The 22,906-nt window shown below is 50.2% G+C and carries 18 protein-coding genes; 17 read left to right on the forward strand and 1 reads right to left on the reverse strand.

The window, feature by feature from the left end:
- The first annotated feature begins 5 nt into the window (after nt 1-5).
- The 5 genes from BW944_RS04745 to icmF all read left to right on the forward strand — a co-directional run bounded on the left by BW944_RS04745 (nt 6) and on the right by icmF (nt 7,646).
- Nucleotides 6-1,139 (forward strand): acyl-CoA dehydrogenase, encoded by a 1,134-nt coding sequence (locus BW944_RS04745; protein WP_076557249.1) that lies wholly within the window; start codon nt 6-8, stop codon nt 1,137-1,139.
- A 15-nt stretch (nt 1,140-1,154) separates the two neighbouring features.
- Entirely contained in the window at nt 1,155-2,294 is a 1,140-nt protein-coding gene (locus BW944_RS04750; protein WP_076557251.1) for an acyl-CoA dehydrogenase, read from the forward strand.
- 572 nt (nt 2,295-2,866) lie between these two features.
- On the forward strand, nt 2,867-3,817 hold the full coding sequence (meaB, locus tag BW944_RS04755; RefSeq protein WP_076557253.1) for a methylmalonyl Co-A mutase-associated GTPase MeaB: 951 nt from the start codon (nt 2,867-2,869) through the stop codon (nt 3,815-3,817).
- The gene (locus tag BW944_RS04760) at nt 3,807-4,421 is read left to right on the forward strand and encodes a TetR/AcrR family transcriptional regulator (RefSeq protein ID WP_076557255.1); all 615 of its coding nucleotides are present in this window, start codon (nt 3,807-3,809) and stop codon (nt 4,419-4,421) included. The genes meaB and BW944_RS04760 overlap by 11 nt, the downstream gene beginning before the upstream one ends.
- Before the next feature lie 21 nt (nt 4,422-4,442).
- Nucleotides 4,443-7,646, forward strand: coding sequence for a fused isobutyryl-CoA mutase/GTPase IcmF (gene icmF, locus BW944_RS04765; protein ID WP_076557257.1), 3,204 nt, complete (start codon nt 4,443-4,445; stop codon nt 7,644-7,646).
- A gap of 1,119 nt (nt 7,647-8,765) precedes the next feature.
- Here icmF and BW944_RS04770 read toward each other — a convergent pair.
- A complete protein-coding gene (locus tag BW944_RS04770) occupies nt 8,766-9,113 on the reverse strand; it encodes a hypothetical protein (protein ID WP_234983113.1) in 348 nt (115 codons plus the stop codon).
- A gap of 234 nt (nt 9,114-9,347) precedes the next feature.
- Between BW944_RS04770 and rpoE the strand changes: the two genes are divergently transcribed.
- The 12 genes from rpoE to BW944_RS04830 all read left to right on the forward strand — a co-directional run bounded on the left by rpoE (nt 9,348) and on the right by BW944_RS04830 (nt 22,781).
- Nucleotides 9,348-9,905: a DNA-directed RNA polymerase subunit delta gene (rpoE, locus tag BW944_RS04775; RefSeq protein WP_076557260.1), complete on the forward strand. Its 558-nt coding sequence runs from the start codon at nt 9,348-9,350 to the stop codon at nt 9,903-9,905.
- Nucleotides 9,906-10,195: 290 nt separating this feature from the next.
- Entirely contained in the window at nt 10,196-11,788 is a 1,593-nt protein-coding gene (locus BW944_RS04780) for a CTP synthase (protein ID WP_076557262.1), read from the forward strand.
- A 644-nt stretch (nt 11,789-12,432) separates the two neighbouring features.
- Entirely contained in the window at nt 12,433-13,296 is an 864-nt protein-coding gene (fba, locus tag BW944_RS04785; protein WP_076557264.1) for a class II fructose-1,6-bisphosphate aldolase, read from the forward strand.
- A 112-nt stretch (nt 13,297-13,408) separates the two neighbouring features.
- On the forward strand, nt 13,409-14,056 hold the full coding sequence (gene fsa / locus BW944_RS04790) for a fructose-6-phosphate aldolase (RefSeq protein ID WP_076557266.1): 648 nt from the start codon (nt 13,409-13,411) through the stop codon (nt 14,054-14,056).
- Nucleotides 14,057-14,120: 64 nt separating this feature from the next.
- Nucleotides 14,121-15,407, forward strand: a complete 1,287-nt coding sequence (locus BW944_RS04795) for a UDP-N-acetylglucosamine 1-carboxyvinyltransferase (RefSeq protein ID WP_076557268.1) — start codon at nt 14,121-14,123, stop codon at nt 15,405-15,407.
- A 249-nt stretch (nt 15,408-15,656) separates the two neighbouring features.
- Entirely contained in the window at nt 15,657-16,940 is a 1,284-nt protein-coding gene (gene rho, locus BW944_RS04800) for a transcription termination factor Rho (protein ID WP_076557270.1), read from the forward strand.
- Nucleotides 16,941-17,079: 139 nt separating this feature from the next.
- Nucleotides 17,080-17,325: a type B 50S ribosomal protein L31 gene (locus BW944_RS04805; protein ID WP_076557273.1), complete on the forward strand. Its 246-nt coding sequence runs from the start codon at nt 17,080-17,082 to the stop codon at nt 17,323-17,325.
- A gap of 515 nt (nt 17,326-17,840) precedes the next feature.
- Entirely contained in the window at nt 17,841-18,413 is a 573-nt protein-coding gene (locus BW944_RS04810) for a thymidine kinase (RefSeq protein ID WP_076557275.1), read from the forward strand.
- 88 nt (nt 18,414-18,501) lie between these two features.
- Nucleotides 18,502-19,572 (forward strand): peptide chain release factor 1, encoded by a 1,071-nt coding sequence (gene prfA, locus BW944_RS04815; protein WP_076557277.1) that lies wholly within the window; start codon nt 18,502-18,504, stop codon nt 19,570-19,572.
- A gap of 1 nt (nt 19,573) precedes the next feature.
- On the forward strand, nt 19,574-20,413 hold the full coding sequence (gene prmC, locus BW944_RS04820; protein WP_076557279.1) for a peptide chain release factor N(5)-glutamine methyltransferase: 840 nt from the start codon (nt 19,574-19,576) through the stop codon (nt 20,411-20,413).
- A 724-nt stretch (nt 20,414-21,137) separates the two neighbouring features.
- Nucleotides 21,138-22,145: an L-threonylcarbamoyladenylate synthase gene (locus BW944_RS04825; protein ID WP_076557281.1), complete on the forward strand. Its 1,008-nt coding sequence runs from the start codon at nt 21,138-21,140 to the stop codon at nt 22,143-22,145.
- Nucleotides 22,146-22,187: 42 nt separating this feature from the next.
- Nucleotides 22,188-22,781: a low molecular weight protein arginine phosphatase gene (locus tag BW944_RS04830; RefSeq protein ID WP_076557283.1), complete on the forward strand. Its 594-nt coding sequence runs from the start codon at nt 22,188-22,190 to the stop codon at nt 22,779-22,781.
- The last annotated feature ends 125 nt before the right edge of the window (nt 22,782-22,906 follow it).

The following is a 22,906-nucleotide window of genomic DNA, read 5'->3' on the forward strand; positions in this document are numbered from 1 at the left end:
AACCAATGGCTTTTACAGATGAACAGCAGATGATGAGGAAAATGGTGCGTGACTTCGCGGAGAAAGAAGTAGCTCCTGCGGTGGAACGGATGGAAGCGGAAGATCGCTTTCCGATAGAAGTCGTAGAAAAAATGGCCGAACTCGGGCTGATGGGAATTCCGATTCCTGAAAAATACGGCGGCTCGGAGATGGATTTCACTTCCTACATTCTTGCAATTAACGAATTGTCGAAAGTGAGCGCAACAGTCGGAGTCATCCTTTCGGTTCATACCTCAGTCGGTACGAACCCGATCGTTCATTTCGGTACAGAACAGCAGAAGGAGAAATATTTGCCGAAGCTTGCAAGTGGAGAATACCTCGGAGCCTTCGCCCTGACGGAACCAGGAGCAGGATCGGATGCAGCCAGTCTGAAGACGAAAGCGGTCAAGGACGGGGATGCTTATATCCTGAACGGCTCCAAAGCGTTCATCACCAATGCGGAGGCAGCGGATACGTTCATCGTTTTTGCGCGTACGAACCAGGAGGCAGGAAGTAAAGGTATCAGTGCTTTTATCGTAGAAAAAGGTATGCCCGGTTTTTCCGTGGGCGCGGTCGAGAGGAAGATGGGCATGCACGGCTCCAGTACATGCACGATCAATTTCGATCAGTGCCGGGTACCTGAAGAGAACCTTCTCGGTGAAGAAGGGAAAGGGTTCGAAGTGGCCATGAACAACCTGAACACCGGACGGATCGGGATTGCAGCACAGGCACTCGGTATCGCGGAAGCGGCCTTAGAGCACGCTGTCGGCTACGCGAAGGAACGGGAACAGTTCGGAAAACCGATCGCCAAGCACCAGGGTCTTTCCTTCAAATTGGCGGATATGGCGACGGAAGTCGAAGCGGCGAGGCTGCTCGTCTACGAAGCCGCCCGTCTCCAGCAGGAAGGGAAGCCGTGTGGCAAAGAAGTATCGATGGCGAAGCTTTACGCTTCCCGCGCCGCTGTGAATACGAGCATTGAAGCGGTGCAGGTGTACGGAGGATACGGGTACACGGAAGACTACCCGGTGGAGCGTTTTTTCCGGGACGCTAAAGTTTGTGAGATCTATGAAGGTACGAGTGAAATCCAGCGCATCGTCATCGGCAATCATTTGATGAAATAGGAAAGGGGAAAAGACATGAATTTTCAATTGACGGAAGAACAGCAGATGCTTAAAAAAATGGTCCGTGATTTTGCGGAAAAAGAAGTGGAACCGACAGCGGCGGAACGTGATGAAGAAGAGAGGTTCGACCGCGGTATTTTCGATCAGATGACTGAACTCGGGCTCACAGGCATTCCGTGGCCTGAAGAATATGGCGGAATCGGATCGGATTTCGTCAGCTACGCGATCGCTGTAGAGGAGCTCTCGCGTGTATGTGCCTCGACAGGGGTTACGTTGTCTGCTCATATCTCGCTTGCGAGCTGGCCGATCTACACATTCGGAAGCGAAGCGCAGAAGAAAAATTTCCTGACGCGACTCGCCACAGGGGAAGCGCTCGGAGCCTATGCGTTATCCGAACCGGGAGCCGGCAGTGACGTGTCCTCGATGCGTACGCAGGCGAAAAAAGATGGAGACGACTATATCTTGAACGGCAACAAAGTATGGATCACAAACGGCGGAGTCGCTGATATCTATATCGTGTTCGCCAAAACCGATCCCGACGCCGGACACAAGGGCGTAAGTGCCTTCATCGTCGAGAAAGAGATGGAAGGATTCTCCCAGGGCAAAAAAGAGAAAAAATTGGGCATACGCTCGTCCCCGACGACCGAACTCATTTTTGAAAATTGCCGCGTCCCGAAAGAAAATCTTCTCGGCGAAGAAGGAGAAGGGTTCAAAATCGCTATGCAGACACTTGATGGTGGCCGTAACGGGATAGCCGCTCAGGCGGTCGGTATCGCACAGGGAGCTCTTGATAAATCTATCGCTTATGCGAAAGAACGGGAACAGTTCGGTAAACCGATCGCGAAGCACCAGGGTCTCTCTTTCAAACTCGCGGACATGGCTACTGATGTAGAAGCGGCACGACTACTTACGTATCAGGCTGCTTTTCTCGAATCGGAAGGAAAGCCTTACGCGAAGGCCTCCGCAATGGCGAAGCTCTTCGCCGGAGATGCGGCGATGGATGTGACAACCGAAGCGGTCCAGGTGTATGGTGGATATGGATATACGAAAGATTACCCGGTGGAGCGTTACATGCGTGATGCGAAAATCACCCAGATCTATGAAGGAACGAACGAAATCCAGCGCCTCGTCATCGGCCGGATGATTACTAGTTAGACGAAAAAAAGTGGAAGATTCCGTTTAGAAATACTGTCATAAGCAGATCGGTCAGACGAAAGGTGTTCTTTCCTTTCTCTGATCCGGGCTGCTTATGACACGAATTTCTGGAATCTGCAACTGGACAAAAAAAAGCGGAGACACCCGTTCAGAATCTCTAATATAAGTGGCGGGCCTGGCTTCGGGTGTTCTTTCCCAAAGCAGGGATGGCCGCTTATATTAGGGGATTCTGGGTGATGAAACTGTACAAAGAAAAGTGGAAACGCCCCTTTAGAGTTTTATCTCAAAAAACGAGCGGGTTATCTCAATTTTTCAGGATTTATCTCAAAAAGTAAGAAGTTTATCTCAACTTTTTTGAAGTTATCTCAATTAATCGGCCATTTATCTCAAAAAACACTAACCACTTCTTACGCAGCACCCCATTTATCGTAAAAAATTTCAGTTTGTCGTAAATTATTTTGATTTATCGTAAAAAAGATACCAGTTATCGCAAAAAATCCATGTTTATCGTAAAAAACACTGCATTTATCGTAAATTCACAGCAGAATCAACTCTACAGAAAGGAGGATTCGATGCACCCGCTCGCAGAACGGATTCATAACGGAGACCGACGCGCCCTCGCAAGAGCCATCACTCTCGCGGAAAGGGAGGACGAAGAAAAACTCACATTGATGAGTGACATATTTTCGATAAAAAAACAGGCCCACTATATCGGCATTACCGGCTCCCCCGGCTCAGGCAAGAGTACGCTCATCAACGAGCTGCTTCATCTCCTGCGGGAGCAGGACTTGAGTGTAGCGGTCATTGCCATCGATCCGACCAGTCCGTTCAGCGGCGGTTCGATTCTCGGTGACAGGACGAGGATGCAGAAGCATTTCATCGATCCTTCGATTTTCATCAGAAGCATGGCGACCCGCGGAAGTCTCGGGGGCTTGGCCAGGGCTACGAAAGACGCGATACGCATGTGTGATGCCGCCGGATTCGACGTCGTCATCGTGGAAACGGTCGGAGTGGGTCAGTCGGAGCTGGATGTGATGAAAGTCGTGGATACGACCGGACTGGTCCTTACACCGAACAGCGGAGACATTCTGCAGATATTCAAAGCGGGCATCATGGAAATCGCCGACGTGTTCGTCATCAACAAGGCGGACCTCCCGGATGTGGAGAAGCTGAAGATCACACTCGAAGACTACATGATGATCGCGGATCCTGAGGGCTGGTACCCGCCGATCGTCAAAACCGTCGCGACGAAAAGAACCGGTCTCTCCGAAATGTGGGAAGAAATGAAACGGCACCGCAGTTATCTGGAGGAGACCACTTCCGGCCAGGAGAAAAAGCGGATGCAGCGGGAGATGGAAGTATATGAACTGATCCGGGAAGAGATATGGCGCGATGTGAAGCGTTGGATCGAAACCGGAGAGCGCACGGAAAGTTTGCAGAAAGACGGATATGATCCGTACGCACTTGCCGCACAATGGTTTGATGAATGGAAGCAGGAAAGGAAGAGTGGCGATGGAGAGTAAACAGGTTCCGTCCTCGATTAAAAATAGAGCACTCGTAGAAAAAAGGCGCGAGGAAATGATCCGTGGCGCCGTCACCCTTTTCCGTGAAAAGGGATTCCATAAAACGACGACGAGAGAAATCGCCAAAGCGAGCGGTTTCAGCATCGGTACGCTGTATGAGTACATCCGCACGAAGGAAGATGTCCTTTTTCTCGTCTGTGATTCCATTTATGAACAGGTGAATGAGCGGATGAAACAGGTCGTAGATGCCTCCATACCCGGCGAGACATCTCTGGAGGAAGCAGTGCGCGCCTATTTCCATCTGATGGATGATCTGCAGGAAGAGGTCATCGTCCTTTACCAGGAAGTGAAAGCACTGCCGAAAGAAGCGAAAAGCTATATTCTCGAAAAAGAGCAGGAAATGGTGGTCATGCTCGAGGAAGTGCTCTCGCACAGTCTTCCGGGAGCACCCCCGGGAAGAATTTCGATCATCGCGAACAATGTATTCGTCGAGGGACAGATGTGGGGGTTCCGGAGATGGATCCTGCAGCGGTCGTTCTCTCTCGAGGAATACATCGATCATCAGGTAAGTCTGTTGCTTGAAGGAGTTTCGACGCACAGATAAATCAAGAAGGAGGAATACAGTATGGATGTATATAAACCGGAAAATGCGGTTCGTTTTGTAACCGCTTCCAGTCTGTTCGATGGTCACGACGCTTCGATCAACATTATGCGACGTATTTTGCAGGCGACAGGGGCTGAAGTCATTCACCTCGGTCACAACCGCTCTGTAGAGGATGTGGTCAACGCCGCGATTCAGGAAGATGCGCAGGGAATCGCTATATCCTCTTACCAGGGGGGACACATGGAATATTTCAAATACATGATCGATCTTTTGAATGAAAAAGGTGCCTCTCACGTACGTATATTCGGCGGTGGTGGCGGTGTGATCCTGCCACGCGAGATCAAAGAACTGCACGAGTACGGCGTCACTCGTATCTTTTCCCCGGAATACGGCCGTGAACATGGACTGCAGGGCATGATCAACAATATGGTCGAAGAAGCGGATTTCCTCCCTCCTGTGAAAGAAGAGATGGACCTGACGGACGGGAACCCGCTCACAATCGCACGTATGATCACTCAGGCGGAGAATAAAGAGGAAGAAGAACTTGAAACTCTTCGCACGCATTGGCAAACGGAGAAGGAAGTGCCTGTACTCGGGATCACCGGGACCGGCGGCGCAGGGAAAAGTTCCCTGACGGATGAGCTGATCCGTCGTTTTCTGAATGAAGTGCCGGACAAAAGAATCGCCATTTTATCCGTCGACCCGACGAAAAAGAAAACAGGTGGAGCACTTCTCGGCGACAGGATCCGCATGAACGCCATCTTCCATCCGAACGTCTACATGAGGTCACTCGCGACAAGGGAAGCTCATACAGAAATCGCTTCAGCGGTGAAGGATGCCATCCAGATATTGAAAAAAGCGGAATACGACTTCATCATCGTGGAAACGAGCGGGATCGGTCAGGGGGATGCGGAGATTACGGAAATCACTGATCTTTCCATGTACGTGATGACTGCGGAGTTCGGCGCACCGTCCCAGCTTGAAAAAATCGATATGATCGATTTCGCCGATTTCATCGTCATCAACAAGTTCGAACAGAAAGGATCGGAAGACGCTCTGAAACAGGTGCGTAAGCAGTACCAGCGCAGTCACATGCTGTTCCACGGCGATCATGAATCCTTCCCTGTCTACGGAACCATCGCCAGTCAGTTCAACGACCCCGGCACGAACACGCTATTCGCGGCGATTCTTGATGAAATCAATGAACGGTACGAGTGGGACCGCGAAACGTCTCTCGAGCGTGTTTCCAAAGTGGAAAAACAGAATGTCATCATCCCGAATGATCGCCAGCAATACCTCCGTGATATCGCAAAAGAAGTCAGGGGCTATCACGAATTCGCCGAAGAACAGGCGGAAAAGGCGCGTCAGTGGTACCACCTGGAAGGTACAGAAGCGATTATCGGGGAGAATGAATCCATCACCGAAGCGAAACAGAAAGCGATACGTGGCCTGGACCGGGACGTGAAAGAAAAACTCGACGACTGGGATGACCTTCACGAGCGCTACCAGGGCGATACGTTCACGTTCAAAGTCCGGGACCAGGAGATTACGATGGATCTGACGACAGAGAGTCTGTCAGGGACGAAAGTGCCGAAAGTGGCCTTGCCGAAGTACATGGACTGGGGCGACCGGGTTCAATGGCTTCAAAGAGAGAACGTACCCGGGGCTTTCCCGTTCACAGCAGGCGTCTTTCCTTTCAAACGGAAAGGGGAGGACCCGACCCGTCAATTCGCAGGCGAGGGGACGCCGGAAAAAACGAATCGCCGTTTCCATTACTTATCAGAAGACGGAGAAGCGAAACGTCTCAGTACCGCCTTCGACTCGGTGACGCTTTACGGCGAAGACCCGGATGAGCGCCCGGACATTTACGGGAAAGTCGGAGAAAGCGGCGTGAACATCTGTACACTCGAAGATATGAAGAAACTGTACGACGGGTTCGACCTCGTCGACCCGAAGACGTCCGTATCGATGACCATCAACGGACCGGCTCCGATCATACTCGCTATGTATTTCAATACGGCGATCGATAAGGAACTGCAGAAATTCGAGGAGAACGAAGGCAGAAAACCGACAACAGACGAAGCGAAACGGATCAAAGAAGAGACGGTCAACGTCGTACGCGGTACCGTACAGGCCGACATTCTGAAAGAGGATCAGGGACAGAATACGTGTATTTTCTCCACGGAATTCGCACTCAGAATGATGGGGGATATCCAGCAGTATTTCATCGATCATGAGGTGCGCAACTATTATTCCGTATCGATTTCCGGCTATCATATCGCGGAAGCCGGGGCGAACCCGATCACCCAGCTCGCTTTCACGCTTGCGAACGGATTCACGTATGTCGAGTATTACTTGAGCCGCGGCATGGATATCGATAAATTCGCACCGAACCTGTCCTTCTTTTTCTCCAACGGTCTCGATGCTGAATACACGGTGCTCGGCCGCGTCGCCCGCCGCATCTGGGCGATCGTTATGAAAAATAAATACGGAGCGAATGAGCGCAGTCAGAAACTGAAGTACCACATTCAGACGTCTGGCCGCTCCCTCCACGCCCAGGAAATCGACTTCAACGATATCCGGACGACGCTACAGGCGCTGATTGCGCTACAGGATAACTGTAACTCGCTTCACACGAATTCCTATGACGAAGCGATCACGACACCGACCGAGGAATCGGTCCGCCGCGCAATGGCGATCCAGATGATCATCAGCAAGGAATTCGGACTTACGAAAAACGAAAACTCTCTGCAGGGCTCCTACGTGATCGGAGAGCTGACCGATCTCGTCGAGGAAGCCGTCCTGCAGGAATTCGAACGCATGAACGACCGTGGCGGTGTCCTCGGAGCCATGGAACGTCAGTATCAGCGCGGGAAAATCCAGGAAGAGTCTCTCTATTATGAAAGCAAGAAGCATTCCGGAGAACTACCAATCGTAGGAGTGAACACGTTCCTTCACCCGAACCCGCAGTCGGAAGAAGATATCGACTCGATGGAACTCGCCCGTGCCTCAACAGAAGAAAAAGAGCACCAGATTACGGAGCTCCGCAACTTCCAGAAAACACATGAACAAGAAGCGGGAGAAGCCCTCGACAGACTGAAAGAAACAGCGACTTCAGGAGGGAATATTTTCGAAGAACTGATGGAAACCGTGCGTGTCGCAAGTCTTGGTCAGATTACACACGCGTTGTATCAGGTAGGGGGACAATATCGAAGGAATATGTAGGAAGAAAAGTGAAGCTACCCCGCTTAGAAACCCGAGCATAAGGAGACCGGTCAGACGAAAGGCGGAATTTCCTTTCTCTGATCCTGGCTTCTTATGGCTCCGGTCTCTCGGTAGCAAAATTAGCCAATAAAAGTAGAAGCGTTATGATAAGTGATCAGGTCTTGATTCGGAATAGATTCCGCTCTTCAGACCTGGTCGCTTTTTTTTTGCGTTTCCGGAGATATTGGAATGCTTTTATGCGGCGTTCACAGATAGAAGCCCCACCCGAGTCCGGCATAACCTCCTGTTATGAGGTGCTCACGCACAGGCTAAGCATCCGAACGGCGCAATAGGAAAAGAAAAGAGGTGCTCAGGCCCGAGTGACCTCGCTGAACACCTCATAAATCAGCCGGAAGCCAGATCGAATAAACGCCTCCCCGTCCGTGGACGAGGGAGGCCAGGACATTGGAATGCTTTTATGCGGCGTTCACAGATAGAAGCCCCACCCGAGTCCGGCATAACCTCCTGTTATGAGGTGCTCACGCACAGGCTAAGCATCCGAACGGCGCAATAGGAAAAGAAAAGAGGTGCTCAGGCCCGAGTGAGCTCTCTGAGCACCTAATACATCAGCCGGAAGCCAGATCGAATAAACGCCTCCCCGTCCGTGGACGAGGGAGGCCAGGACATTGGAATGCTTTTATGCGGCGTTCACAGATAGAAGCCCCACCCGAGTCCGGCATAACCTCCTGTTATGAGGTGCTCACGCTCAGGCCAAGCACCCGAACGCCGCAATAGGAAAAGAAAAGAGGTGCTCAGGCCCCAGTGAGCTCTCTGAGCACCTAATACATCAGCCGGAAGCCAGATCGAATAAACGCCTCCCCGTCCGTGGACGAGGGAGGCCAGGACATTGGAATGCTTTTATGCGGCGTTCACAGATAGAAGCCCCACCCGAGTCCGGCATAACCTCCTGTTATGAGGTGCTCACGCTCAGGCCAAGCACCTGAACGCCGCAATAGGAAAAGAAAAGAGGTGCTCAGGCCGAAGTGACCTCTCTGAGCACCACACAAACACTTGGCGCCCATTTTTCACAAAAAAAAGACACTCTTCCAATCGAAGAAAGTGTCTTTCAAAAAAGAAAAATCAGTGCCCGCCGCCTGCGCTGTCATCATCATGAGCCTGGTTGATGGTGACGACGTAAGGACTTTTCTGACCATACTGTTCGTAGGTGATTTCATAATTCTGATCTGTTTCGATGAGCATCCACTCACTCGGATTCTCCACCTTGATGTCTGTACCATCTGCGACGATGTAGTAGTCACTCTCTTTTTGGTACTTTTCAGAAACTGTCGCTTCCGACACATGTTCTTCGTGGATCATCCCGTAGTTCATATAAAGCCAGGTCGGAACGATGATTACAATGAGGGCGATTATCACCCAGGTGACCGGGTGCAGTTCTTTGACGCGGTGCATCTTCATTTTATGTTTCAATTCTCTCTCTCCTTCGTCACGGATCTGATTACATTGTACGAAAAATAGAGAGGGAATTCCAAAAAAATCTCTGTTATTGATTTTTCCGGCTGTTCTTTCTATAATGAAGGGTATGGTTACAATGAGATTCGTATGTGATTGCATAAACAAGTGCAGGTGACAGTTCCGTTCCTTGAGTGTAAGCTTCATGGATCGGGGAGACGAAGACGGATCAAGAAAAAAGGAGTGCTGACGTTGAGTTTAAAAGATTTGACCCAACAACAAATAGAAGAAACTTCGATGCTGGAAATGGCTTATGTCGTATTGGAAGACCAGCAGCAGACGTATGATTTCAACGATTTGTTCCATCAGATTGCAGACTTGAAAAAATATTCGAAAACCCGCAAACAGGAAGCGATCGCTCAGTTCTATACGGATATGAACCTTGACGGACGTTTCACCACAACGGGAACGAACCAATGGGGACTCCGTAAATGGTACCCGATCGAACAGATGGAAGAAGACATCGCGAACCTTCCAAAAGTACGCAAGAAGAAAAAGAAGAAGAAAAAGAAACCTTCCAAGCTTCTTGAAGATGAGCTCGGTCTCTCCGAGGAAGACGGAGATGAAGAGGGCGAAGGTACGGAAGAACTCGATTTGACTGATGAGGACCTCGACCTCGAGGACGACGACGATTTCGAAGGCGACTATGATGAGGACGACCTCGATGACGAAGAAGAGGAAATGGTCAGTGAAGACACCAGCTTCATCGGTGAAGATGATGATAATGACAACAAGGACGACAAAGCGTAAGGAAGGCAGGTAATTACTTCCTGTTCTTGACTTTACCGGTCAACCTTTTTATAATTCTATTTGGGCTCTTAAAAAAGAACGACCTTTCAGAAGCTCCCCAATTTCGATTGGGGAGTTTTTCTTTTTTTACAGGGAAGAATGTAGATAAGTATACTGGAAGCTTTCACATCTGCCCGGCGAGCAGTAACAGGACTTCCTTTATAAAAAGGGCGGAGATATCCCCGCTCTTTCTCTGTTTGGACATAGGTGAGGAAAAGGTAAGGCAAATAAATCAGAAAAGAGGGATGAAAGTGACAAAGTACATTTTTGTTACCGGCGGTGTAGTATCTTCATTAGGAAAAGGAATAACGGCGGCCTCACTCGGCCGACTTTTGAAAAATCGGGGATTGAGCGTGACGATTCAGAAATTCGACCCATATTTGAACGTAGACCCGGGCACGATGAGTCCGTATCAACACGGCGAAGTATTCGTGACCGATGACGGGGCGGAGACGGATCTGGATCTCGGTCACTATGAACGTTTCATCGATATCAATCTTAATAAATTTTCGAACGTCACTACCGGAAAAGTCTATTCGAACGTCATCAAAAAGGAACGCCGCGGAGATTACCTGGGCGGAACAGTCCAGGTCATTCCACATATCACCAATGAAATCAAAGAACGTGTCTATCGTGCCGGACACGAAACGAACGCCGATGTCATCATTACGGAAATCGGTGGAACGGTGGGGGATATCGAATCTCTTCCTTTCCTCGAAGCGATCCGTCAGATCAAGAGTGACATCGGCCGGGAAAACGTGATGTACCTGCATTGTACGCTCGTCCCTTATATCCGCGCGGCCGGAGAACTGAAAACGAAACCGACTCAGCATAGTGTGAAAGAACTCCGCTCCCTCGGCATCCAGCCGGATGTGATCGTGCTCCGTTCGGAGATGGAGATTTCAGAAGATATGAAAGAGAAGATTTCTCTGTTCTGCGACTTGAAAAAGGAAGCGGTCATCGAAATGATCGATGCCGAAACGTTGTATGACGTGCCGCTTACGCTACAGGAACAGAAACTCGATCAGCTGACGTGTGATCACTTCGGTCTGGACTGCCAGCCGGCGGATATGACCGAGTGGAATGAACTCGTCGAGCGGGTCAAACATCTCGAAGGCAAGCGTACCATTGCACTCGTCGGGAAATATGTCGAACTGCCGGATGCTTACATTTCTGTCGTGGAAGCATTGAAACATGCCGGTTATCATCACGATGCCGACGTGGAAGTGAGATGGGTCAATGCAGAAAAAGTGACTGCCGACAATATCGGAGAGCTTATCGGTGATGCAGACGGTATCCTCGTTCCCGGAGGCTTCGGTCATCGTGGTATCGAAGGTAAAATCGAAGCGATCCGCCATGCCCGCGTGAACAAAATCCCGTTCCTCGGCATCTGTCTCGGTATGCAGCTCGCTACGGTGGAATTCGCCCGTAACGTGCTCGGTTATAAAAACGCCCACTCCGCGGAAATCGACCCATCCACAGAAGACCCGATCATCGATCTTCTGCCGGAACAGAAAGATGTGGAAGACCTCGGCGGTACGCTTCGCCTGGGTATCTATCCTTCCCGTCTGAAGGAAGGGACGAAAGCGATGGAGGCGTATCAGGATGAAGTGATTTATGAACGTCACCGTCACCGCTTCGAGTTCAACAATCATTACCGTGATGAAATGGAAGAGGAAGGATTCCATTTCTCCGGCACGAGCCCGGACGGTCGTCTCGTCGAAATCATTGAAGTCGAGGACCATCCATGGTTTGTAGCCAGTCAGTTCCACCCGGAATTCAAATCACGCCCGACCCGTCCGCAGGAACTGTTCACCGGATTCATCGGCGCCACCTTTAAATAAAAGCTACCCTGAAAATGAATGATTTTCACGTGTGATGGTGCGAACCAATTAGCATGAGCGTCTCTACTAAAGCCAGGTGTTGATTGTCTTCTCTGTGGGTGGAAGCTTGCCGCGGGCATGACGTCAACTACCGGAATCTCCTTACGTTCGATTCCGGTGATTTTCCGTTCATGCTATTCCCGCAGGCGTCTTCACCCTTCGTTCAAAAATCAACAATAAACGCTAATATAGCTTAAATGGAAAAATGGAGTCTCCCGTTCAAAAACCTAAGTCATAAGCAGCCTTGTCTTGTTTTGGATGCTCTTATACAAAAAAGCGAGACTGCTTATGACCCCTGGTTTCTGGGGGGCGCAATTGGCCAAGAAAAATGTAGTCTCCCCGGTCGGGAACTGCACAGTAGAACACGCATCTGTTCCATTACCGATTTAAACTGGAACTGTTGAAGACATCGCCTTTTGAGAAAGGGCGGTGTCTTTTTCTATCCGTGAAAATATTTTTATCATGTAAGCGTGAACATGGAAATGACAGTATTGCACCTTTATAATGGGACTGGTATTCTTATAATTGTAAACAAAAGTGAACGCGTGTGATATCAGAGGTCGCTCTGCCGTCATGCTTGTTATAGTTATGAGGAGGAACCTTTCATGCCATTAGTTTCTATGAAAGAGATGCTGGAAACAGCAAAGAAAGAGCGTTACGGCGTAGGGCAGTTCAATTTGAACAACCTGGAATACGCACAGGCGATTCTCCAGGCCGCAGAAGCGGAGAAATCTCCGGTCATTCTGGGAGTCTCTGAAGGTGCTGGGCGTTACATAGGCGGTTTCAACGTAGTAGTTGATATGGTGAAGGCACTTATGACATCGTATGGTACAACGGTACCGGTGGCGATTCATCTGGATCACGGTTCGAGCTTTGAGAAGTGTGCCGAAGCGATTCATGCCGGTTTCACATCGGTGATGATCGATGCTTCCCACGACCCGCTCGAAGAAAATATCGCAACGACGAAAAAAGTGGTTGAACTTGCTCATATCCACGGAGTATCCGTGGAAGCTGAACTTGGCCGCGTCGGTGGTCAGGAAGACGATCTCATTGTAGAGGATGCGGAAGCCGCCTATGCGATCCCTTCCGAATGCAAACAGCTCGTCGATGAAACGGATGTTGATGTGTTCGCTCCCGCTCTCGGGTCTGTACACGGACCTTATAAGGGAGAGCCGAACCTTGGTTTTGACCGTATGGAAGAGATCATGGGACTCGTTGATAAGCCGCTCGTTCTTCATGGTGGTACAGGCATCCCGTCTGCGGATGTCAAAAAGGCTATCTCTTTCGGTACAGCGAAAATCAATGTGAACACAGAAAACCAGATCGCCCAGGGGGAAGCGGTACGTAAAGTATTGGCAGAGCAGCCGGAACAGTATGATCCTCGTAAATACCTTGGACCGGGACGCGACGCGATCAAAGAGACCGTCATCGGGAAAATGCGTGAATTCGGTTCTTCCAACCGGGCATAAGCGCAACTGCAGTCTTTTCTTTAGGGGAATAGTGAAGCCGTTACACTCGTAACGGTTTCCTTTCTATATATTTTGAAAACGCAACCATAACTTTGAAGGAGGAGAAATATTTATGAAATTTTTCATCGATACTGCGAACATTGACGAAGTAAGAGAAGCGAACGAACTCGGGTTACTCTCAGGTGTTACGACGAATCCTTCCCTCGTAGCGAAAGAAGGTGTATCTTTCCACGATCGTCTGCGTGAAATCACAGCGGAAGTCGACGGTTCCGTCAGTGCGGAAGTCGTTTCTGAAGAGGTGGAGGGCATGATGAAAGAAGCGAAAGAGCTTGCTGCCATCGCTCCGAACATCACGGTGAAAGTACCGATGACGATGGAAGGGCTGAAAGCGGTGAAGCAGCTCGCTGATCTGAACGTGAAGACGAACGTGACACTCGTATTTTCTGTCAATCAGGCTCTTCTGGCAGCCCGTGCCGGTGCTTCCTACGTTTCTCCGTTCCTCGGACGTCTGGATGATATCGGTCATAACGGTATGGAACTGATTGCCCAGATCGCGGAAGTGTTCGACCGTCATGGTATCGATACAGAAATCATCGCGGCATCCGTGCGTCATCCGATGCACGTCCATGAAGCGGCTCTGAACGGAGCACATATTTCTACGATCCCTTTCAAAGTTCTGGGTCAGCTTGTGAAGCATCCGCTCACCGATCAGGGAATCGAGAAATTCCTCAATGATTGGAACAATGCACAGAGCAAATGATTTTCCGGATAGAACTTTTTTTCACACCAACCAACACAAGAATGTGTAAAGTGAGGAGTCAGGCATGCATAAACTAATGGTAGAAGGAGGGAGGCAACTGCGGGGGACGTTACGGGTCAGCGGTGCGAAAAACAGCGCTGTGGCCCTGCTTCCGGCAGCGATTCTGGCGGAATCCCCGGTAACGATCGAAGGCCTTCCGGATATTTCAGACGTAGGAACTTTGTCGGAACTGCTCAGGGAAATCGGAGGAGAAGTATCACAGGAAGACAGGACGATCCACATCGACCCTTCTGAAATGATTTCGATGCCACTTCCGAACGGTCGGGTGAAGAAACTGAGGGCCTCCTATTATTTCATGGGAGCGATGCTCGGCCGCTTCAACAAAGCGGTGATCGGTCTTCCCGGGGGATGTCAGCTCGGCCCGAGACCTATCGATCAGCATATCAAAGGTTTCGAAGCACTCGGCGCCGAAGTGACCAATGAACAGGGAGCGATTTATCTTCGTGCTGAAAAACTGAAAGGCGCCCGCATTTACCTGGATATGGTCAGTGTCGGAGCGACGATCAACATCATGCTTGCCGCGGTTCGCGCCGAGGGCAAGACCGTGATCGAGAATGCGGCCAAAGAACCTGAAATCATTGACGTCGCAACGTTGCTCACGAGCATGGGTGCGAACATCAAAGGTGCCGGGACCGATGTGATCCGTATCGAAGGGGTGGAACGTCTCACCGGCTGCCTGCATACGATCATCCCGGACCGTATCGAAGCCGGAACCTATGCGATTCTTGCAGCAGCCCAGGGCGAAGAAGTCATTCTGGATAACGTCATCCCGCAACACCTCGAATCGCTGCTGGCGAAACTGAGGGAGATGGGTGTCATGATAGAGATGAAGGATGATCAGCTCTACATACGCCCGCCTGAAAGGATGAAGAGTGTCGATATCAAAACGCTCGTGCACCCCGGTTTTCCGACCGACCTGCAGCAACCGTTCACTTCATTGCTGACGAATGCTTCGGGGAACTCTGTCGTCACCGATACGATTTATCCGTCCCGCTTCAAGCATGTGGACGAACTGACTCGGATGAATGCGAGAATCAGGGGAGAAGGCGGTTCGGTTATCGTACACGGTCCGTCTCCTCTGTACGGCGCAAGTGTGAAAGCTTCCGACCTTCGTGCCGGAGCCGCGCTTGTCATCGCCGGGCTGATGGCCGAGGGGACGACGGAAATTTCCGGTGTGGAGCACATCGAACGCGGATATGAAAATATTGTGGAGAAACTCAATAATCTGGGTGCCAACATCTGGTACGAAGAAATGTCCGAGATCGAAAAAGAACAGTTCCAGAACTCATAATATAACTCAGGGGGCCTTTCTCCCTGAGTTTTTACGATTATGGACACCGGCAATTTTTCCGAGAAGTAGCCTTATCCTCCTATTGCAGTCTGAATGTGTTAAGATGTAGAATGAGTACGTTCAATGAAAAATACCTGCCTCGGTAAGCTTCAGAAATATTACTTCTGTTACCTTCTCAATCTATCTTCTGCTTCATGAGCTTTCGAGACATTAACGATGAATCCAAAATTTAATTAAAGTGGTGATTTTGTGGTTGAAGTGAATCTATCCAACCTGGAAACGATGAAACTGAAAGACTTGTATGACAAAGCTCGGGAATATAAAGTCTCCTACTATTCCAAATTGACGAAACGGGAGCTCATATTCGCCATTCTGAAAGCACAAGCGGAAAAGGATGGCTTTTTGTTCATGGATGGAATTCTTGAAATCATTCCGTCCGAAGGGTTCGGCTTCCTGCGCCCGATCAACTATTCTCCGAGTGCGGAGGACATTTATATCTCCGCTTCCCAGATCCGACGTTTCGATTTGAGGAATGGGGATAAAGTATCAGGGAAGGTCCGCCCGCCGAAAGAGAATGAGCGGTATTACGGCCTATTGCACGTGGATGCGGTGAACGGAGAAGAGCCGGATTCAGCGAAGCAGCGGGTTCACTTCCCGGCACTGACTCCGCTCTACCCGGATCGTCACATGAACCTGGAAACAGCTCAGAACCAACTGGCGACAAGGATCATGGACGTGATGGCACCGGTCGGTTATGGTCAGCGTGGCTTGATCGTCGCCCCGCCGAAAGCCGGAAAAACGATGCTTTTGAAACAGATCGCCAATAGTATCTCTAAAAACCATCCCGACGCGAAACTGATCATTCTTCTCGTCGATGAACGTCCGGAAGAAGTGACGGATCTTGAACGCTCGGTGGCAGGAGACGTCGACGTCGTATCTTCCACCTTCGATGAAGTCCCGGAGAATCATATCAAAGTCTCCGAACTCGTATTGGAGCGCTCGATGCGACTTGTGGAACATAAGCGTGACGTAATCGTACTCATGGACAGCATTACGCGTCTGGCACGGGCTTACAACCTGGTCATCCCGCCGAGTGGTCGTACGCTTTCCGGTGGTATCGACCCGGCCTCTTTCCACCGTCCGAAACGATTCTTCGGTGCCGCGCGTAACATCGAAGAAGGAGGGAGCCTTACGATTCTGGCTACAGCCCTCGTCGATACAGGCTCGAAAATGGATGATGTCATTTATGAAGAGTTCAAAGGTACCGGCAATATGGAACTTCATCTCGACCGCAGCCTTGCCGAGCGTCGCATCTTCCCGTCCATCGATCTGAAGCGTTCCGGCACGAGAAAAGAAGAACTTCTTCTCTCCAAGGAACAGCTCGACAAAATGTGGGCGATCCGTCAGGCGATGGCGAACTCCCAGGGCTTTTACGAAAACTTCCTGCGCCGCATGAAAAAGTCGAAGGACAATCAGGAATTCTTCGATATCATGGACAAAGAGATGCAACAGCCCTCCCAGAATCGGGGGTAAAGAACGGTTGCATTCCCCATAGGGAACTGCTATAATTTCTCTATGTGAGTTTCATTCATGGTGTGGACGTACACCTGAAACGGCTCTTACAATAACTCTGGGCTGAAAAAGGGTTCAGGGCAAAAAGGAGTGGAAGAAAATGAAAAAAGATCTTCATCCCGAATACCAAAAAGTTGTATTCCTCGACACAAGTTCTGACTACAAGTTCCTTACAGGATCTACTCAGACTTCCGATGAGACGATCGAATGGGAAGACGGTAATACGTACCCATTGATCCGCGTAGAGATCAGCTCTGCATCTCACCCGTTCTACACTGGTAAACAGAAAGCGGACAAAGCTGGTGGCCGTGTAGACCGTTTCAAGAAAAAATACAACCTTTCCTGATCGATTTGGAAAGTTTACAGAGAACAGGCACATGTCGCTTAGGCATATGCCTGTTTTTTATATGAATGGATTTATGAGGCGCTCGGCGTTCCTGACGTCTTGTGAGTCCGGTAAAAGGATCGGTTATGCGGAACTCGGGAGGATCTTCGCCACGTGAGTACCGCAATACGGAAAGAAATGAGGTGCTCGGGCCGGAACACAGCCCCTGAGCACCTCATAAACGCACCTCTCCGCCCCGGCTGACGCCTCCCCTCTAGCGGGCGGAGACCCATCAATCGAATGTTTTATGCGGCGCTCGGCGTTCCTGATGTGGCGTGAGTTCGGTATAAATTTCGATTATAAGGAACTCGGGAGGAGCTTCGCTGCGTGAGTACCGCAATACGGAAAGAAATGAGGTGCTCAAGGTCTGAATCGCACCCTCGAGTACCACATAAAAAGAATTACAGACAGTGCATCCCAAGAAGCTGCGATTTTGTGTATAATGGGGGAAGCGTTTAGAAAAAGGGGAGTCGAACATGGCACAACTGTATTTCAAATACGGAGCGATGAACAGTGGGAAATCGATCGAAATCATCAAGGTCGCCCACAACTATGAGGAACAGAACAAGCCCGTCCTCATCTTTACACCGGGGCTCGATGACCGGGATGAAATCGGGTATGTCTCCTCACGGATCGGCCTGCGTCGCAAAGCGCATCCGATTTTTGAAGAAACGGACCTGTATGAAACAGTCAGACAGTTAGACGATCAGCCGTACTGTGTCCTCGTGGACGAGGCGCAATTTCTCGATAAAGAACATGTCCTGCAACTGACGAGGATTGTCGACCGGCTGAATATACCGGTGATGGGCTTCGGCCTGAAGAACGATTTCCAGAACGAACTGTTCGAAGGCAGCAAATATTTTCTTCTCTATGCCGATAAAATCGAAGAGATGAAAACGATCTGCTGGTTTTGTGAGAAAAAAGCGGTGATGAACCTGCGAGTCAACGAAGCGGGCGAACCGGTCTACTCCGGAGAGCAGATTCTGATCGGAGGGAATGACGCTTATTACCCCGTCTGTCGTAAATGTCACAACAACCCTCCCCTTTGAACAGAGATTGAGCCTCAGGGTGTGGAGTTGTATCGGAAAAAGGACTATAATATAATGACAGACGGTAAAGAAAAAAGAGGTGAATAATATGCTCGAACGGTTACAGACATTAGAAGACCGCTATGATAAATTGAACGAACTGTTGAGTGACCCTGACGTCATCAGCGATACGAAAAAGCTTCGGGAATATTCGAAGGAACAGTCGGACCTTTCGGAGACGGTTCAGGCTTACCAGGAATATAAGAATGTCAACGAACAGATCGACGAGACGAAAATGATGCTTGAAGATGAATCGGACGATGAGATGAAGGAAATGGCGAAGGACGAACTGGATGAATTGACCACCCGTAAAGAAGAACTCGAGGAAAGCCTCCGCGTGCTTATGCTTCCGAAAGACCCGAATGACAGCAAAAACGTTATTCTGGAAATCCGCGGAGCAGCCGGAGGAGACGAAGCAGCGCTGTTCGCCGGCGATCTGTACCGTATGTACACCCGCTATGCGGAAGCCAAGGGCTGGAAAACGGAAGTCATCGACTCGACGATGAGCGAGGTCGGCGGCTACAAGGAGATTACGATCATGATCAAAGGCGAAGGCGCCTACTCCAGCTTCAAATACGAAAGCGGAGCGCACCGCGTGCAGCGTGTTCCGGAGACGGAATCCGGCGGACGGATCCACACGTCGACAGCTACTGTCGTATGTCTTCCGGAAGCGGAAGATGTCGAAGTCGATATCCATGAAAAAGATATCCGTACCGACACCTTCGCCTCAAGCGGCCCCGGCGGTCAAAGTGTCAACACGACCATGTCCGCTGTGCGTCTGACCCACGAACCGACCGGGATTTCCGCCTCCTGTCAGGACGGGAAATCACAGATCAAGAACAAAGAAAAAGCGATGCAGATCCTCCGTGCCCGTATTTACGATAAATATGAGCGCGAGGCGCAGGAAGAATACGACGAAAGCCGTAAATCTGCGGTGGGAACCGGCGACCGCTCCGAGCGGATCCGTACGTATAACTTCCCGCAGACACGCGTGACGGACCACCGCATCGGTCTGACGTTGCAGAAGCTCGATCAGGTCCTTCAGGGGCATCTGGATCAGATCGTAGAACCGCTTCTCATGGAAGAACAGGCACAAAAGCTTGAGCAGATCGGTGAATGACATGAGTGATATGACGATAAGAGAAGCTCTTCAGTGGGCTTCTTCTTTTTTACAGGAACATAACCGTGAAAGCCGCGTCGGCATATTGCTTCTCGAGTACTACACCGGACTCGAGGGGGCGCGCCTTTATATGGAAGAGCCCCGTAACCTTTCCGGTAAAGAGAAGGATCGCTTCGTGAAAGCAGTGAGGACCCACGCCGAAACGGGAGAGCCGTACCAGCATATCATCGGGTCGGCTCCCTTTTACGGCAGGACTTTCCGCGTCAGCCCGGATGTGCTCATTCCCCGGCAGGAAACCGAAGAACTGATGGATTTCATAAGAACGCATGCACGCCCGGGAGAGACCATCGCTGACATCGGGACAGGGAGCGGTGTGCTCGCAGTCACGCTTGCACTCGAGACAGAAGCGGAGGTTGTCGCCACCGATATTTCCCCGGAAGCACTGAGTGTGGCCCGTGAAAATGCCTGGAACCTCGGAGCGCGTGTGCATTTCTATGAAGGGAGTTTCCTCACCCCACTTGAAGAAAAAGAGATCGATATTCTTGTCTCCAATCCTCCTTATATCGCCTGGGAAGAAAAAAAGGATCTCGATGCCACGGTGCGGGATTATGATCCGGAACTCGCTCTTTTTGCCGATAATGACGGACTCTCGGCCTATGAAACGATATGCCGGGAACTGAAAGGATGGAGACGGAAACCACGGCTCGTCGCTTTTGAAATCGGCTATACACAAGGAGCGGCAGTATCCCGTCTGTTCGAAGAAGCGCTGCCTGGCTATGAGGTGGAAGTGATCAAAGATTTGAGCGGAAAAGATCGGATCGTTAAAGCTGTGTATAAGTGACGGACTCTCTGTCCATCTGATGGGAAAACCATCGGAGGCGGAGAATTTTTTTACTACGGCTCTGTTATCGTTTGTTGTTGATATTCGTCTCTTCAGGTGGAAGCTTGCCGTGGGCATGGCGGAAACTTCCCCCATCTCCCTCTGGTCGATACGGGTGATTTTCCTTCCATGCTAGTTCCGCAGGCGTCTCCACCCTTCGTTTTGAAATCAACAACCGGTTTTAACAGAGACGTTCATGCCAAGTAATATGTATGAAAATTCCTGGCCGTTGTTAATGATTCGCGTGGCCAGGGTGGATGTAGGGAATCGAGGAGGCTGAAGCGTTGCCTCTGGATAAGCGTCCGCCTTAATAGTTATTTTCAGGGTAGCCTTACCACAAAGAGTGGAATGAACAACAGAAGGTGTGGATAAAAGCGTGTCCCATATACAAATTTGGGGATAAAAAACGCGGGAGAAGGCGTGAAACGGGGATTCATGCACAGGTTTCGTAAGTTAACCACAGGAAACTGTGCATAAGTGGATTATTTGTACACATAACCTGTGTATAATGGGGATAAGTGAGAAAGAAAGCGATTATATTTCGATTTTTATATACAAATGAAACCGTATTCTGTGGATAACCCTGTGGAAAGGGTTTTAATACTGTCCACTTCTTAAACTTGCCTCGAGCCGATCCATTGTACATAATAGATAGTAGAGAATTGAATGGCAAAGGAGAAGCGTAATGGAGACAAAGCTATGGAAGACGGGGGAAGGGATGAAAGAAGCGGCGGCGGCTCTGAAAAAGGGAGAAGCGGTCGCTTTTCCGACAGAAACGGTATATGGCCTTGGTGCGGATGCGACCAGGGAAACAGCGGTGCAGAAAATATTCGAAGCGAAAGGACGGCCGGCAGACAATCCATTGATCGTCCACATCGGAGACCGGAGCCAGCTGGGTTCGGTAGCTTCACATTGGACGGAGACCGCCGAGAAATGTATGGATGCTTTTTGGCCGGGTCCGCTTACGATCATCGTTCCTTCAAATAATCAGGCAGCATCGAACGTGACGGCAGGCCTTGGAACGATCGGAGTGCGTATGCCGGACCATCCGGTGGCACTCGACCTTCTCCGTGAAGTCGGATTGCCGGTTGCGGCACCGAGTGCGAACAGCTCAGGCAAACCTTCTCCGACGACAGCCCAGCATGTGTATCAGGATTTACACGGGAAAATTGCGGGAATCGTTGATGGAGGGCGTACCGGAGTCGGCGTCGAGTCTACAGTCGTGGACTGTACGTCTGATATTCCAGTCATTCTTCGTCCGGGGGGCGTGACGAAAGAAGATCTTGAACAAGTATTCCGGGAGGTGCGGGTCGATCCTGCTCTTCTGGACACAGAAGAACAGCCGAAATCCCCGGGTATGAAATATCGTCACTACGCCCCTGAAGTTCCACTCTGGCTTGTGGAAGGGGATGACCAGAAATTTGCCGCTCTTTTGGATGAGTATAAACGACAGGGGGAAAAAGTCGGCGTGATTGCAAGCAGAGAACTCGCCGAGAACCTCGACCATTCCCCGCTCATCGAATGCGGCTCGCGTCATGATCTCACCGAGGTGGCCGGAGAGCTGTACGGAGCGCTGCGAGCGTTCAATCGGTCGGAGGTCAGCCTTATTCTATGTGAATCGTTCGAAGAAACGGAAGTCGGAGCAGCCGTCATGAATCGTCTACGAAAAGCGGCTGATTTTACGGTTTCCTGAAGAATAGACGTATGGATGATTTTTTACGGGGAGTGAGAAAGTATGAATATATTATTCGTTTGTACGGGAAATACATGCCGAAGCCCTATGGCGGAAGCGATTTTGAAAGATAAAAACGAAGGGTTCGACGTTCAGTCCGCAGGTGTTTTCGCGGGAGAAGGCCACCCTCTTTCCGCTCAGGCACGGGAAGTGATGGAAGAAGAGGACGTGGAGACGGACCACCATTCCCAACCGGTAACTCCGGAGCTGCTTGAATGGGCAGACCTCATTTTGACGATGACCGAGAGGCACAAGCAGGCGCTTGCCATGCAACAGTCCGGCTATGAAGAGAAACTTTTTACGCTGAAGGAATACGTGCTCATTTCCGACGAGAAATGGGAGCGATTGAAATCTCTGTACAGCCGTGTGGAAGAAAAGCGAAACTGCCTCAGTCAGGAACATGAGGGCGATATCGGAGATAAATGGCGGGAAGAGGCCCGCGAAGAATTGGAGGAAATCGAGGAGATCGAGGCTTCTCTCCCGGACGTGAATATCATGGATCCGTTCGGAGCGGATATAGACATCTATCGAAAAACTTACCGGGAGTTACTGGAATATATTGAGCTTTTGATCGGAAAAACCGACGAAAAACGGTAGTCAGCATAGGGTGAACGGTGAATTCCACTGCTGAAGAGAGCAGAATCCGAACATTGCCGAAAATGAGAAATAGTAATACAATAGGAGAAAGTTTTAAAGAGGAGCCGTCGCTTCTCTTTTTCAGA

Source organism: Salimicrobium flavidum (assembly GCF_900156645.1).
Classification (GTDB): domain Bacteria; phylum Bacillota; class Bacilli; order Bacillales; family Halobacillaceae; genus Salimicrobium; species Salimicrobium flavidum.